The following is a 14,522-nucleotide window of genomic DNA, read 5'->3' as shown; positions in this document are numbered from 1 at the left end:
ACAAATGGAATTAATTGAAAACTATCGTCCAGAATATGTTGTTCGCTTCGATGCCATGCCAGCGCCCTGTTGTTGTCCCTCTTGCCGGGCATCAGAGCAGGATGACTGGCCGAGAGTCAGCATTAAACTTAAAAATCAGCAACGGCAAAGCCTCAATGCAGGATGCGAAACTGCCGCAACGGAAATCCTGTTAAATCCTCAGGCCTTTATCCTGCATACCACCCAGACCCCATGTCAGGATCGTCGCGAACTGACGCAATGGGATGAAAATTTAAATCAACAGTGCATCAATCTGGCAGTGCACCCGGCATTAGCCTTAGAAACCAGTTTATATGCGATTGGCGTGCTGCTTAGTAAAGCCCAGCATCACCAGAGCAACGGGCAGCATGACGTGCAACTGCTGGACACGATGGGGGAGCAACTATCACAACTTGCGGATAACGGCATTCTTGAGCAGCAACATGGGATGTTGCCGTCAATCGAAAGTAATCGCATCGATGCCCTGGCACAGATGGGGGCGCTTCGTTTAAACCTTAATCTACCCGCGACCCAAAAAATGAGTATGATGCTTAAACTCAGCGAACTGGCCGTTATGTCACCTTCAGCATTGCAACAACGATTACGAACGCTGGAAACCCTTGCTGCCAGCAACACATTCTTTAGCGAACATCCCCACATTTTACGCAATCTGTTGATTTATCGTCTCTATGGTGAGGTCTTTCCCTGTGGATGTGGGCAACATTATGGTCATGCATTTCTGTTACTCACTCGCCAGATATTTGAATTAAAAATGTTGTGCGCGCTGTGGCTGGAAGATCATAACCGGTTGATGCCGCGCGATCTGGTAATCCTGGCCAGCGCCTGGTTTAGCTGGCAGCAGCATAAAACCCCAGAGGCTGACAGTGAAGACAGTGCGGATTATATGTTGCTGTGTGGATTGTCATTGATTTAAGCAACGGCGTTAACATATAGCCTCCAGTGATTTATAAAACAGGGGGCGATAATCGACATGGCGTTGCTCAATATCACTTCTGTCAGCCTGTTGGAACCCTGCACAAGGGTAAAGGCCAAGCCAGCAATCTTTTGCCATTAACTGCCACCAGTGTACATCCAGAGCATAGCGTTGTGGCTGGCCACCCTGTTCCAGAAACCGCAGACTCTGGCGTAAATTTTCCAGCAGTTGCGAAAAATAATGCTGTTTAACCCAATATGCACACGCACACCATGCCCGATTAACGCGCAGCAGGTAATCGACACTTTTCAAAGGGGTAACATGTTGATAGTTGGCTGCAAGAAACGCCACGTCCCAGTGGACATTCCCCAGGCTTTGCAGCCAGAGATTGAGACGCGTCAGGCTGGGGGCATCATGGGTAAATTCAAAATCATCCTCAAGAATCAGAACATCTTCCCAACCCTGGGCGATAGCCATTTCCAGTACCGCAATATGTGATTTTACACATCCCACCGAACCGGGGCTGGCCTGTATAGCGTCAAAGCGTAAGACCTTCTCTTTAGGTGCCTTCAGTTCTCTCAGATGACGTTTCATGCGGAAATTACGATCGCGCCGGTGCGGCAGATTAATATAGATCACCTGAGAAAAGGTCGCCCAGTCAATAAATTGCATAGTATGTTGTATCGAATAAATGTGCGGATAACGTTCGCCGGACAGGAGAATCTGTGCTGACGTCTCCCCGGTAAACAGAAAATGAAAAGGACGTTTTAAGCGGCTTATCAGTAAAAGGCGGGTAAAACGCGCGGCCCAATGATGCGACACTGGCGCCCGGTATGTCAGCTGTACCTGGATAGGGCTTAAACCTGCTGATAAAGCCAGTTCTCGGGTTCACCTACGTTAACCAGTTTCTGGAGTATGTCCTGCTGCATACTGACAACAAGACCATTACCGTCATTCAGGGCCTGGCATTCTGTCGCCACGCTTTCCAGCGACTGCCAGAGTGGGTCAAGTTGAGCCTGGTGCCTGGCAGGCAGGCGGGAGAACAACAGGCGCAAGCCTTTGGAGCTTGCAGGAATACCCAACTGGGTCAGCAACTGGTAACGCTGCTGGCTGTTGTGGGCGAGTTGCTCATAAAGCGCAAAAATTTGCGGATTCAGCCGGTCCAGTTCAGCAACATCGCGGGCAATCAGCGCCTGACGTTGCTCCCTGAGCAGGGCTTTAAGCTGGCCATAGGCTTGATTGTCTTCAACCATATCCTGCACCAGCTGTTTTACGCACTGTGTGGCGTTACTCATGGTTACCTCTGATGATATTGCTCGATGGCGTGGGCCAATGCATCCAGATCAATGCTAATTTGCCCATTGGCAATGGCGTCTTTAACAGCAGCCACCTGCGCCATATCCACCTCTGGTAAAGCAGAGAGTTTAGTTTGAGCCTCTCCGATCACCGGATCGATTGCGGCAGAACGGCTAATTTTCATGTCTTCACGACCTGCGCTGCGAGAAGGCGTGGTAGCGTTGGCCTGATTGATCGCGCGGGTCATTGCATATTGGGTCGATGTTATTTTCATCATGTAGCTCCATGTTCAGGTCTGTCATGCACATCTCAAAGCGGAAGCTGGACTTCCGTTTGCCTTACCTGCTCAAAGCGACGTTTGAGGGCGTCAACTTAAACGTCAGCCACCTGTTTTTTCACGCGAGGCAGCCTGCGTGGTTCTGACCATCCCCATACCGATCACGATGGCGTTCACTTCACGCTCGCTGTTTTCATTTTTTATTTTAATCATTTCGCCTTTACGTCCTTTTTTGATGGCAATCCCGGTGGTGCGGGCTTCAACACCATCCTGTTCAGCAATCATCGTTACCCGCTGGCCGCGCTCAACGAGTACGGGAGAATCGAACAGGTTCGGGGTTAACACCTGCATTTCACGCACCCGGCGCTTCAGTGTAAGCCCGGTTATATCGTCAGGATGGGTCAGGTAACCACTGCGCACTTGAGTGATATTGAATTTTTTCTGGGTGACGTCGGCAGGGCCAACAATATGCCCACGTTCAAGGGTGTTTTTGGCCACAAGTACCGGCATATAGATATCGGGTTTTACCGTGACAGGCACCGCCCAACCTTTGCCGCTTTCACAGCGAACGTCATAGCGCAGCCGGCGTAGGTCAGGCCGCTCACTTCCAGAAAGCGTGGCCTTAAGTGGCGTAACGCAGGGCGGAAGTTGGGAAGCTTCAGCGGGGATAAACAGGTTTAATTTGGCCTGATAACGCTGCCAGCGCTGCTGATTAGCCTCATTTCGAATCGCCTCTGCTGCCATTTGCCGCACATGCACAGAGACTTGTTTATAGGCGCTAACCGACTGGGCAGAAGCAGGTGGCACCGCCAGGCCAACAACGCTGAGTATTACGATGACTTCCTTGCGGAAAAAACACTTCCTCTCTTCGACGAACTTCCTACAAAAAACTATATAATTCATGATGTTAATAACCTGGCACGATATTTGCTTATTAATTGGGGCAGCACAGGCTATCGCAGCGGTCATTATCACGAAGGAGTGAGTTGTGAGTATTAGTTTTGAAAAGGCTTTGGGCGTTCATCCGCAAGCTGTAGCACTTCGACTTTCCAGGGCGGAACTGCTTTCAGCAAACCTGGCTAACGTTGATACGCCGCATTTCCAGGCTAAAGATATTGATTTTGCCGCGGAGATGCAACGTTCACAACAGGGTTATTTCCCAGGCACCTCGGCGCAAGAGAGGTATCGCGTGCCCTGGCAACCCGCTTCGGACGGTAATACGGTTGCGCTTGATGTGGAGCAGGCTGAATTTGCAAAAAATGTTCAGGACTATCAGATGAGCCTGGCTTTTTTGAACATGAAATTTACCGGTCTGAAGCAGGCTATAGAAGGTAAGTAATTAATTCAGGTGACGAGAAATGGCTTTTACCGATATTTATCGCGTTTCAGGTTCAGCAATGACGGCACAAACCCTGAGACTGAATACGATCGCCAGCAATCTGGCTAATGCCGAAACCCCTGCGCTGGAGGAGGGCGATGTGTACAAAGCGCGTCGTCCGGTTTTTGCTGCAGTTTATAAAAACGATGAGTTGATGAATCACAACGGGCTATCCGGTGCGCGCGTGCAGGTACTCGATATTGTGGAAACAGACAATGCGTTACAGCGCTATGAACCGAATCATCCTATGGCAAACCAGGATGGCTACGTCTGGTATCCCGGCATCAACGTGGTGGAAGAAATGGCTGACATGATGTCGGCATCGCGCAATTTCGAAACCAGTGTCGACGTGCTTAATAATGTAAAAAGTATGCAGCAAAGCCTGCTGCGTCTCGGCGAGGCGTAACCGATGAGCGTGAATGGTGTTTCCACTCAATCTGTTACTACCGCCTATGGCAGTAGCAGCAGCGTTTCCGCAAATGACAACAGTGCGGCAGGAATGAACAGCCTTTTTTTGCAATTGCTGGTCGCACAAATCCAAAACCAGGACCCCTTAAATCCGACGGACGGTACTGAATATGTTGGGCAGCTTGCGCAACTGACTCAGGTTCAGTCTATGGAAACCCTGACTCAACTTATGGCCAACAATTCCGTGTTGATGGACAACCTGCAAACCCTGACAACCGGCAACCTGGTTGGGCAACAGGTCATGGTCCAGACGGATACGATCAATAGCGATGGTGTCACCACGCTTGAAGGTCGATTCACCCTCGATCATGCGGCCAATTCCGTTACGGTGATCCTTAAAGATGAGACAGGAAAGGAAACCGAAATTGAGCTGGGCAGACAAGAGGTCGGCGACGTCAATTTCAACATTAATCCGCAGGCATTGGGATTGAGTGAAGGTAAATACAGCATTTCGCTCATGACCGACGCCGAAAAAAGTCACGTCCCGGTTGAAATCGGAGGACGAGTCAGCAACGTGCGCATTCCTCTGGATGGCAGCGCGACGGTGTTGAATATCATCGGGCTGGGAGAGGTCGCTTACAACAAGATTACCCAGTTTGGCCAACCCGACGACTAAACAATCAACAAGTTATACGTTAACCAGGATCTATTATGAGTTTTGATATCGCAATTTCAGGCCTGAATGCCATAAACCAACAGCTTGGGGCCATCTCAAATAATATCGCTAACAGTGGCACTGTAGGGTTTAAATCCGGCCGGGCCGAGTTTGCTTCACAGTATGCGGAAGGGCAAGCGCTTGGTGTGGGAGTGACGAATCTCGCTCAAAGTATTTCCAAAAGCGGCGACATTTTTTCCTCTTCCAACAGTCTTGACCAGGCAATCAACGGCAACGGCTTCTTCATGCTGCGCGACAGTTCCGGTACGACATCCTATACCCGTGCCGGTTATATGCAAATTGACAGCAGTGGGTATCTGGTGAATAACCAGGGGATGTATTTGCAAGGATATCCGGTTGATGCCAACGGTGTCGTGCAAACGGGAACGATCGGCAATATTAATATCAGCAGTGGTTCTATCCCCGCGAAAGCGACCAGCACACTCGATTTTACGGCTAACCTCAACGCCAACGTCGCCTTACCTGAAACCACCACATTCGATCCTGCCGATGAGTCATCTTATAACCACACCTATGCAAGCCAGGTATATGACTCTTTAGGACGAGAACACACCCTGAAGCAGTACTTTGTCAAAACAGATGATAATCAATGGACCGTCCACTACTACATGGATGATACCAGGCTGGATGCCACACAAGAGATGATCTTTAGCGAGCAGGGCGGGCTGACTGTACCTAACGGCAGCGTAAGTGTCACTGCGAACATTGTGGGGGCTGAAGCGATTGAACTTGAGATTAATTATAATGGCACCACGCAGTTTGGGGCCGACTTGTCCGTCAGCAAAAACAATGGCAATGGCTACACGTCAGGCGAACGAACCGGGCAAGCGATTGAAAGCGATGGCAGCGTCTATGCCACCTTCTCCAATGGAAAACGGATGCTACAAGGACAACTGGTTCTGGCCACCTTTTCGAATCCCAATGGTTTGTCTTCGCAGAATGGCACCACCTGGTCCCAGACCTCTGCGTCTGGAGAGGCGCTGATGGGGACGCCCGGCACAGGGCTACTCGGTGCACTTAGCTCAAGTACGCTTGAAGGTTCTAACGTTGACCTGACATCGGAACTGGTCTCGCTGATGACGGCACAGCGAAACTATCAGGCAAACACCAAGGTCATCAGCACCAATGACAGCATGATGACTGCGCTTTTCCAGGCGGTGTAATGGACCACTTAATCTATACCGCCGTCAGTGGCGCATCGCGGAGTCTGTCTCAGCAACAAATCCATGCCAATAATCTGGCCAATGTGAATACACCTGGTTTCAGGCATGACCTGGATAAGGCGCTGTCGCAACAGATTCAAGGGGAAGGTTTTTCCTCTCGCTATCTGGTTCAGCAGCAGCAGGCAGGCATCGATATGACGCCTGGCCCGACACGTCAGACAGGGCGTGAGCTCGATATCGCGATTAAAGGTAACGGGCTGATTGCCCTTGTCAGCGGTAATCGCGAAGTTTACACCCGCAACGGCCAGATCGACGTGAGCCCGGACGGGGATCTCACCATTGATGGATTACCCGTGTCCGGTGATAACGGCCCGATTGTGCTGCCCGCTTTTTCCTCTGTCAGTATTGCCGATGATGGCATCATCACTATCGTGGCCGAAGACGGCAATATCACGGCACCGATGGATGTTGATCGTATCAAACTGGTGGATATTCCCGCCTCCGACCTCAGTAAAAACGCCGCCGGTTTTTTAGTCACCACTGCCAATGAAAATCCGCGCAGCGAAGAGGTGGAAGTGGTAGCAGGCCATCTCGAAAACTCGAACGTATCGGCTATCAATGAAATGGTCGCCAGCATTGCGCTGAATCGGCAGTTTGAAGCACAGATAAAAATGATGAAAGCGGCGGAAGAACTGGCTACGGCTGGCAACCGCCTGCTGCGTAATAGCTAATTTCGTGGTTACAACTGAAAAGGAAACGTCATGAATCCCGCTTTATGGATCAGTAAAACCGGCCTGGCGGCGCAGGACGCCAAGATGAGCGCCATCTCTAATAACCTGGCAAACGTCAACACCACCGGCTTTAAACGTGACAGGGTCATGTTTTCTGACCTTTTTTATCAAAATCAGCGTGTTCCCGGCGGTCAGTTAGACGAAAACAATATGTCTCCCACCGGAATACAGTTTGGCACCGGGGTGAAAATTTTAGGCACACAAAAAGAGTTCACCACCGGCAACATCCAAAATACCGGGCAAACGCTGGATGTGGCGATAACCGGGCAGGGTTTTTTCCAGGTCGAAAACAGCAATGGCGATCTGGCCTATACCCGGTCGGGTTCTTTTCAAAAGAATGCTGATGGTTTATTGACCAACTCCCAAGGGCTACCGCTGAACCCACGCATTGAGTTACCCGATAATGTGACGGATCTCCACATAGGTAAAGATGGCACGGTAATGGCCACGATAGCGGGGGAAACCGACCTAGTGGAACTGGGCCAGATCACATTGGTTAATTTTGTCAATCCGGCCGGCCTTGAGGCCATTGGCGGCAATCTGTATCGCGAAACCGCAGCCAGTGGTGAAGCGATAGAGGGCATCGCAGGGGAAGAGGCATTTGGTCAACTTGAACAAGGCTCACTTGAAGGCTCAAACGTCCAGGTGGTTGAAGAGATGGTCGATATGATCACGGTTCAGCGCGCTTATGAGATGAACGCCAAAATGGTTTCTGCCGCTGACGACATGATGAAATTTGTTACGCAGTCGATGTAATGCATGAAGTGAAGACGAAATGAAAAAGCAGATAGCTTTACTCTTTATCGCAGTGCTTCTGTCAGGTTGTGAAAGCCCGGCAATGCTGGTGCATAAAGATGATGTGGCCTATGCGCCACCTGAAGATTTTGACATGCCACCCGTGCAAGTGCAGGGCGGTGGTCTTTATAACGCCGGTTATAACTGGTCACTCATCCAGGATCGCCGGGCTTACCGGGTGGGGGACATTCTGACGGTAAAGCTGGATGAATCCACTCAGGCCAGCAAGCAGGCGAAAACAAATTTCGATAAGAAAAACGATGTCGCGCTGGGCATTCCTGAAGCCTTAGGTGAATCCGTGGAGAAATTTTCTGGCGCCGTCAGCGGCAACCGAAATTTTAATGGTAATGCGACCAGCCAGCAGCAAAACAGCCTGCGCGGCGCCATTACTGTCGCCGTGTACCGGGTATTGCCAAATGGTGTTCTGGCGGTGCGTGGCGAGAAATGGCTGACCCTAAACCAAGGGGATGAATATATGCGCGTGACCGGTCTGGTTCGTGCAGACGACATTGAACGGGATAACTCAGTGTCATCCCAGCGCATTGCTAATGCGCGTATTTCTTATGCCGGACGTGGGGCGCTGAGTGATGCCAATTCCGCAGGCTGGTTGACCCGTTTCTTTAACCATCCACTCTTCCCAATTTAATGGAGCCTGCTATGCGTAAAGCCATACTCATTTTGCTGCTGTTATGCACTCCCGGTTTACGGGCAGAGCGGCTAGGGAATCTTGTGGATATTCAGGGCGTGCGCGGTAACCAGTTGGTCGGTTACAGCCTGGTCGTGGGCCTGGACGGTACCGGTGACAAGAATCAGGTGAAGTTCACCAGTCAGTCAGTCACCAATATGCTGCGTCAGTTTGGCGTACAGTTGCCGACCAAAATTGACCCAAAAGTGAAAAACGTGGCGGCAGTGGCTATCAGCGCAACGTTGCCGCCCGGTTATGCCCGCGGGCAGAATATTGATGTCACTGTTTCTTCCATCGGCGATGCTAAAAGTTTGCGAGGCGGCACATTACTGTTGACGCAGCTGCGGGGTGCGGATGGTGAAGTCTATGCCCTTGCTCAGGGGAATGTGGTGGTAGGTGGGGTAAAAGCCGAAGGGAACAGTGGCTCAAGCATTACCATCAATACGCCCACGGTAGGTCGCGTGCCCAATGGCGGCTCGGTGGAACGCGAAATCCCCACTGACTTTCAACAAAATAATCAGGTCATTCTCAACCTGAAACGTCCTGGTTTTAAATCTGCCAACAGCGTGGCAGTGGCACTGAACAGCACATTTGGGGCGGGAACCGCAACGGCACAAAGCGCCACCAACGTGGTGGTGAATGCTCCCTTGTCGGCCGGCGAGCGTGTGGCATTTATGTCCACGCTGGAAGATGTACAAATCGATGCCGGCAAACAGCAGCCGCGCGTGGTGTTCAATGCCCGCACCGGCACGGTCGTGATTGGTGATGGCGTCGTGGTGCGTGCTGCAGCGGTTTCCCACGGTAATCTGACCGTGACTATTCGTGAATCGTCGAATGTCAGCCAGCCGGGTGCCTTTAGTCAGGGGCAAACGGCGGTAACGCCAGACAGCGACATCAATGTGAATCGTGGAAATGGGCAAATGCTGACCATCGCCGCCGGTACCAGTTTGCGCAGTATCGTGAATACCATAAACAGTTTGGGTGCTTCGCCAGATGACACCATGGCGATATTACAGGCATTGCATGAAGCCGGTGCGCTTGATGCAGAACTGGTGGTGATTTAAGGAGAACGCATGGTACAGGCGATTACTTCTGGCAAAAACATGTTGCCAGCAGACATGGGTGGTGAGGTCAAACCGCAAAATCTGGAGCAGGCCGCCGAGCAGTTTGAAGCGATGTTTCTACGTTCAATGATCAAACAGATGCGTAAAGCCTCTCAGGCACTGGCGGACAACAATAATCCGTTCGACAGCAAACAGCAGCGAATGATGCAGGAATTTTATGATGACAAGCTGGCCTCTCAGCTGGCATCACAACGTAGCACCGGCATTGCACACATGATCATCTCACAACTGGGAAGTCGGGCTGATGAGGCGCTTAAGATTGCACCGGACAGGGTCGCTTTAAATCAACATTCTCAGCAATTAGCGCCCCCTGTGCTCCCCGTAATGTACCGTGGGCAGGAGTAAAAAATGAACATGATAAATATCGCCTGGAGCGGTTTGCAGGCCGCCCAGTTAGGGATGAGTGTCACCTCAATGAACATCTCAAATATGCTGACGTCAGGCTACAGTCGTCAGGGTATTATCCAGAGTTCAGTGGTCACTATGGGGCAGGGAGGATTATCAGGCGGTGCCGGGGTAAAGGTTGAAAGCATACGCCGCATTTCCGACCAATATTTAACCAATCAGGTCTGGCAGAGTAACAGCCAGGCTAACTATTACAGCCTCAGCAATCAATATCTCAGCTCACTGGAAAAGGTGATTGGCACGGATTCAACCAGTCTGGGCACAGGACTGGATGACTTCTTTTCGGCACTGAATGCGTTAACCACCCAGCCAGAAAGTGAAGCTAACCGCCAGCAGTTACTCAATCAGGCAGATTCGCTGGCAACGCGCTTCAATAATATGAATGACTTCATCAATAGCCAGAGAAGCGCCATCGCGAGCCAGCGTAATACGTTGGTTGAGCAGATGAACACGCTGACATCCGGTATCGCGGATTATAACCAAAAAATCATCCAGATGGAGTCGACGGGCGGGAATAGCAATGTCCTGCGCGATCAACGCGACGAACTGGTAAAACAGCTTAGTACCTACAGTGATATTAACGTGACTGAAGACAGCACGGGCAGTTACACCGTTGCCATGAAAAACGGTCAGCCGCTCGTCAGCGGCAATGTCGCCGGGCAGCTAAACATCACCACAGACAGCAATGGCAATCAGCTGTTAGGTCTGCGTTTCGCCGAAAGCGAGTTTTCATTAACGCCCTCGACAGGAGGACAGCTGGGCGCATTGTACGACTATGAAACCGGCGATCTGGCTGACATGCAGTCATCCATTCAGGGGATGGCCGAAGCGCTCACCAACGTATTCAATGAACAGCTGGCCCAGGGTTTTGACAAGAATGGCGAACCCGGTAAGCCCCTGTTTATTTTTGATCTGAAAAACCCTGATGGCATCTTAAAGGTTAACGATCTTAAGCCGGATGAACTGGCCCTGTCTGCGAACCCGGATGAGCAGGGGAACGGGGATAACCTGCAAAAGTTGATCGATCTGAAAAATCAAAAGGTCAATATCGGCGGAATGGGCAACATGAGCCTTAACGAAGGGGCGGCGGCGATTATTTCTAACATCGGCATTGCCAGTAAAAAATCGCAGAGTGAGCTGGAGGCGGCACAAAGTGTGTATGAACAGTCGCAGTTGCAACGCAACAATCTTAGCTCGGTCAATCAGGATGAAGAGGCCATCAATCTGCAGGTCTACATGCAAGCCTATCAGGCAAACATTAAAGTCATTTCTACAGGCAATCAGATTTTCGGTGATTTACTTGGCCTGTTTTAACCTCAGCAAGGAGCGTAATTATGCGAGTGAGTAGTCTTTATAATTCCGATGCCATGCAATCTCAGCTCAATGTAAACGGATCACGCCTGATTAAGCTGATGGAGCAGATGTCGACGCTGAAGCGGGTCAACGTCCCGTCGGATGATCCTGTCGCCGCGACGCGTATGGTACAACTTAACCGCGAGCAGGCAGCCATCAAGCAGTATCAAAAGAACATTACGGCACTGAGTGGCTCACTGGCTATTCAGGAGTCCCACGTCAGTGCAATGAGTAATCAGCTTTTAGCGCTAAATGATAAGTTGCTGGTCGCCGCAAATAGTACGCACAACAGCAGCGACATGGCAGGTTTCGGTAACGAATTGTCGTCGATGCTGGATTCTCTGGTGGCGTCTGTGAATGCCCAAAATGAAAGCGGTGGTTATGTGTTTTCTGGCACGAAAACGGATGCACAGCCGATCGTCTGGGATGAAGAGAAAGGCGCGTATCTTTATCAGGGCAACCACGGCGTGCGTGAAACAACGGTAGCAAATGGCGTTAACATTACAGAGAACACCAATGTGGTTCAGGCATTTTCCAGTGAAGGTGACGACCTGGCGTTACTGAATAAACTGAAAGACCTGAGTGAGAAGATGAAAAACCCCGATATACCGAGCACGGAATACCAAAGTGAGATAGATGATGTGCTTGCACTTTCATCAACCAGCCGCGATAAAGTGGCCGCCCTGTTTACCGAACTCGGCGGCCGCCAAAATCGTCTGACGATGATAGGGGATGCGCATGTCGATGTCAGCATGGCGAATGAGCGAGTGATAAGTGATTTGTCGGATACTGACCTGGCAACATCGAGTATCAATTTGCAGCTGTATGTTAATTCCGTCCAGATTACCAACAAAGCGTATAGCATGATCAATGAGCTATCGCTGTTCAGCATGTTGTGATGCCATGCAAATAGGCTTAAAAACAACCACAGGGTCGGCGACGGCTGCGTTTATCCGGACGCCGGCCGACACGACGCAGCCCATTACGGCCATTGATCGTACAGCTCGCGATCGTGCGGTTGTGGCGCAGTTTCCAGAAGCTGCGCTGCTTTCCCGTCGGCCGCTACGTTACAATATTCAACTCAACCGCCAGCTGACCGCCATGCAGCAGGCGGAAAACTATCTTTCTGAAACCGAGAAGCACCTGTTAGTGCTGCGTCACCAGGCAGCAAGAGGCAATGTCGTCGCGCCGCTGGCGTCACTACACCAACTGCTTCAACAGCGTAGTCAGGCTTCAGGCGGCACCGTAGATCGAAATCTTAACGTGACGCTGCAACAAAAAAGCCATGTTAATTTCACGTTGCCTGCGATAGAAAACGTCCTGCAACAGCCAGGAGGGGAGATACTGGTATTTGCCCTGGGCGGGAATAAACGTGAATATACGGCAGTGTCTTTACCGCAGCAGCCTTCCCCTCGCCAGACATTGATACAACTGAATATCGGGCTCGGACGCCTGGGGATTCACGCCGCTTTAAACGATCAGGGCAAGTGTGTTTTTCAGGTAAGTGAAGATCGGTGGACACGGGTAAACCAATACCTGAGTGTTCGCGGTGAAGGTCTGCATTTTCCTGCTGATGCATTTACCCTGCTAACCTCGCAGGCTGAAGCCAGTCGCGAAGATGAAATCGGTTTATTAAGCCAACAATGGACGCGCGGTGCTTCGGCTAAGCTTCAGAACACGCTAAACAAAATCACCCGCGAAAGAACAACCCTGCATCATCATCAGGAGCGGGTTTCCTCCCGCATCAAGGATATGTCGACGTTCTATACGCCAAAGGAGGCACTGGAAACGTCCCGTGCGCTGAGCCAGATTCTGGCAAACAGCATCGACCAGTATCAACTGCTGTCAAAAGCGCTGTCGGTACAGGGAAACGTTCGGGCAGCAACCGTCAGGAATATCCTGGGGTAATGCGGTAGGTTGCGGATAAAAGCGTGCAAGCACGGTGACGCACTGAAACCGGTTAACCGCGCGACAACAGGAACCTATCCCTCTTTGTCGGGTTCCGGCCTGATGTTTCAGCCATCATGGGGGTGCAGATTTTCAGAAGGGCTTGCAGGGGGAAGCGGTGGTGGGGAGTGCGGCGTGTAAAGTATGAGCACGCCATTTTCAGTTGCTATCAGGGGCTGCCCATGCACATCCATCGTTTGTGCCCAGATACCTGTATGCTGCAACATGTCTGCCATGCCTTCAAGCATCGCATTTGATTGCGAAGGCTGGTAGATGACGGGATTGTAAGAAAAAAAATGATGTCCGCTGATCTCATTGGTTTCCGTAAAATTCGTTTTAAGCATGAAGTGGCTATCTTGCGCACTGGTTATTGTCGCGAGATGTTTGCCGTCTTCGGTTTTAACCTCCGCGTTATAAATCTCCTGTCGCTCTGACATCACGTCGTAAAACCCAATTTGCAACGAAGCACCCGCATGATTCGGGGCAGGGATAATGGGGTGAAAATAGAAAACAAATGCAAAAACGAGCGCCGCGCAAAGCACGCCGGCTCCAAGCCATTTGCCTTTAGGAACAACTAACCATCTCATTCATTTTTCTCATTGTTTCATTAAATATCAGGCTGTTTGACCGCGCATGACTGGTACGCCAGTGGTAAATGACCATAACCAGTTGTTTGTTGTCACACTGACTGGCTAAAGCAAAAGAGTAATTGAGCGTTTGATCCTGTGTACGGTAGTAGATTTTCAGGGTCATTCCCCTGCTTTTGATCTGCTCATTCAAAGCAAAAAGCGTATCTTTAATGCTGAAATAAACATGATCTTCATCGATCGCGGTGCGGTCAGGACTGGCTATTTCATACATTTGAATATGACTGTATTCTCCGGCGTGCTGTTCGACAGCGGCCAACCGTGCAGTGCGGGAGTTCGCACACTCCCAACTGATTGCCGCGCTGAATACAACGACAAGCAGCATAATAAGAAAGCCGGTCAGCGAATGGCGGCCCGGCATCGGGCCGTCTGCGGTGGGCAGATTTGAGCCGGGAAGCGGCGATGTTGCGGGTGAAGGCAAGAGAAGGGGAAGCGTGGGCGTGTCGCTTTTCGCTATGGCAATGACGGGCTCGGGGATAACCAGATCGGCATCTGTTTTAGGGGGCGGTTCACTCTCCGTGACATCTTTTTCAAAAGACTGGCACCATTTCTTTTCTAACACATA

At 50.8% G+C, this 14,522-nt stretch carries 18 protein-coding genes and 1 pseudogene; 13 read left to right on the top strand and 6 right to left on the bottom strand.

The genetic code is table 11. The features are described from left to right. The first annotated feature begins 4 nt into the window (after nucleotides 1-4). On the top strand, nucleotides 5-952 hold the full coding sequence (locus tag CMR03_RS02285) for a hypothetical protein (RefSeq protein ID WP_096010631.1): 948 nt from the start codon (nucleotides 5-7) through the stop codon (nucleotides 950-952). A gap of 9 nt (nucleotides 953-961) precedes the next feature. On the opposite strand, the gene CMR03_RS02280 is transcribed toward CMR03_RS02285, so the two are convergent. From CMR03_RS02280 to flgA, 4 genes are all read right to left on the bottom strand, one after another. Continuing rightward, nucleotides 962-1,624 carry a glycosyltransferase family 25 protein gene (locus tag CMR03_RS02280; protein WP_063881178.1) on the bottom strand — a complete coding sequence of 221 codons (663 nt, stop codon included), beginning with the start codon at nucleotides 1,622-1,624 and terminating at the stop codon, nucleotides 962-964. A 185-nt stretch (nucleotides 1,625-1,809) separates the two neighbouring features. After that, the gene (locus CMR03_RS02275; RefSeq protein ID WP_096010630.1) at nucleotides 1,810-2,247 is read right to left on the bottom strand and encodes a flagellar protein FlgN; all 438 of its coding nucleotides are present in this window, start codon (nucleotides 2,245-2,247) and stop codon (nucleotides 1,810-1,812) included. Nucleotides 2,248-2,249: 2 nt separating this feature from the next. Further along, nucleotides 2,250-2,525, bottom strand: coding sequence for a flagellar biosynthesis anti-sigma factor FlgM (gene flgM / locus CMR03_RS02270; RefSeq protein WP_244181288.1), 276 nt, complete (start codon nucleotides 2,523-2,525; stop codon nucleotides 2,250-2,252). 102 nt (nucleotides 2,526-2,627) lie between these two features. Continuing rightward, nucleotides 2,628-3,428, bottom strand: a complete 801-nt coding sequence (gene flgA, locus CMR03_RS02265) for a flagellar basal body P-ring formation chaperone FlgA (RefSeq protein ID WP_096010629.1) — start codon at nucleotides 3,426-3,428, stop codon at nucleotides 2,628-2,630. 85 nt (nucleotides 3,429-3,513) lie between these two features. Between flgA and flgB the strand changes: the two genes are divergently transcribed. The 12 genes and pseudogenes from flgB to CMR03_RS02205 all read left to right on the top strand — a co-directional run bounded on the left by flgB (nucleotide 3,514) and on the right by CMR03_RS02205 (nucleotide 13,271). Then, the gene (gene flgB / locus CMR03_RS02260) at nucleotides 3,514-3,864 is read left to right on the top strand and encodes a hypothetical protein (RefSeq protein WP_063879600.1); all 351 of its coding nucleotides are present in this window, start codon (nucleotides 3,514-3,516) and stop codon (nucleotides 3,862-3,864) included. Nucleotides 3,865-3,883: 19 nt separating this feature from the next. Then, the gene (flgC, locus tag CMR03_RS02255) at nucleotides 3,884-4,309 is read left to right on the top strand and encodes a flagellar basal body rod protein FlgC (protein WP_063879601.1); all 426 of its coding nucleotides are present in this window, start codon (nucleotides 3,884-3,886) and stop codon (nucleotides 4,307-4,309) included. A 3-nt stretch (nucleotides 4,310-4,312) separates the two neighbouring features. Further along, entirely contained in the window at nucleotides 4,313-4,987 is a 675-nt protein-coding gene (flgD, locus tag CMR03_RS02250) for a flagellar hook assembly protein FlgD (RefSeq protein WP_063879602.1), read from the top strand. Nucleotides 4,988-5,022: 35 nt separating this feature from the next. After that, nucleotides 5,023-6,210, top strand: coding sequence for a flagellar hook protein FlgE (flgE, locus tag CMR03_RS02245; protein ID WP_063879603.1), 1,188 nt, complete (start codon nucleotides 5,023-5,025; stop codon nucleotides 6,208-6,210). Continuing rightward, nucleotides 6,210-6,941, top strand: coding sequence for a flagellar basal body rod protein FlgF (locus CMR03_RS02240; RefSeq protein WP_096010628.1), 732 nt, complete (start codon nucleotides 6,210-6,212; stop codon nucleotides 6,939-6,941). Before flgE ends, CMR03_RS02240 begins: the two co-directional genes overlap by 1 nt. 30 nt (nucleotides 6,942-6,971) lie before the next feature. Beyond that, on the top strand, nucleotides 6,972-7,757 hold the full coding sequence (gene flgG, locus CMR03_RS02235; protein ID WP_063879605.1) for a flagellar basal-body rod protein FlgG: 786 nt from the start codon (nucleotides 6,972-6,974) through the stop codon (nucleotides 7,755-7,757). A 19-nt stretch (nucleotides 7,758-7,776) separates the two neighbouring features. After that, on the top strand, nucleotides 7,777-8,442 hold the full coding sequence (flgH, locus tag CMR03_RS02230) for a flagellar basal body L-ring protein FlgH (protein ID WP_096010627.1): 666 nt from the start codon (nucleotides 7,777-7,779) through the stop codon (nucleotides 8,440-8,442). 11 nt (nucleotides 8,443-8,453) lie between these two features. Beyond that, nucleotides 8,454-9,545, top strand: coding sequence for a flagellar basal body P-ring protein FlgI (locus CMR03_RS02225; RefSeq protein WP_096010626.1), 1,092 nt, complete (start codon nucleotides 8,454-8,456; stop codon nucleotides 9,543-9,545). Nucleotides 9,546-9,554: 9 nt separating this feature from the next. Next, nucleotides 9,555-9,845: pseudogene (locus CMR03_RS02220) on the top strand (rod-binding protein); the annotation flags it as partial. Nucleotides 9,846-9,953: 108 nt separating this feature from the next. Beyond that, entirely contained in the window at nucleotides 9,954-11,324 is a 1,371-nt protein-coding gene (gene flgK / locus CMR03_RS02215) for a flagellar hook-associated protein FlgK (protein WP_096010624.1), read from the top strand. 20 nt (nucleotides 11,325-11,344) lie between these two features. Continuing rightward, on the top strand, nucleotides 11,345-12,262 hold the full coding sequence (gene flgL, locus CMR03_RS02210) for a flagellar hook-associated protein FlgL (protein WP_096010623.1): 918 nt from the start codon (nucleotides 11,345-11,347) through the stop codon (nucleotides 12,260-12,262). A 4-nt stretch (nucleotides 12,263-12,266) separates the two neighbouring features. Beyond that, the gene (locus tag CMR03_RS02205; RefSeq protein ID WP_096010622.1) at nucleotides 12,267-13,271 is read left to right on the top strand and encodes a hypothetical protein; all 1,005 of its coding nucleotides are present in this window, start codon (nucleotides 12,267-12,269) and stop codon (nucleotides 13,269-13,271) included. Between the two features lie 107 nt (nucleotides 13,272-13,378). On the opposite strand, the gene CMR03_RS02200 is transcribed toward CMR03_RS02205, so the two are convergent. Next, complete coding sequence (locus CMR03_RS02200) at nucleotides 13,379-13,897, bottom strand: hypothetical protein (protein WP_096010621.1); 519 nt, start codon at nucleotides 13,895-13,897, stop codon at nucleotides 13,379-13,381. Further along, entirely contained in the window at nucleotides 13,875-14,519 is a 645-nt protein-coding gene (locus CMR03_RS02195; RefSeq protein WP_244181302.1) for a hypothetical protein, read from the bottom strand. Before CMR03_RS02195 ends, CMR03_RS02200 begins: the two co-directional genes overlap by 23 nt. Nucleotides 14,520-14,522: the final 3 nt, after the last annotated feature.

It is taken from the genome of Pantoea allii (assembly GCF_002307475.1).
In the GTDB taxonomy this organism is placed as follows: Bacteria; Pseudomonadota; Gammaproteobacteria; order Enterobacterales; family Enterobacteriaceae; genus Pantoea; species Pantoea allii.
Note: the sequence above shows the minus strand (reverse complement) of the source record. Positions and strands in the feature narration are given on the sequence as shown.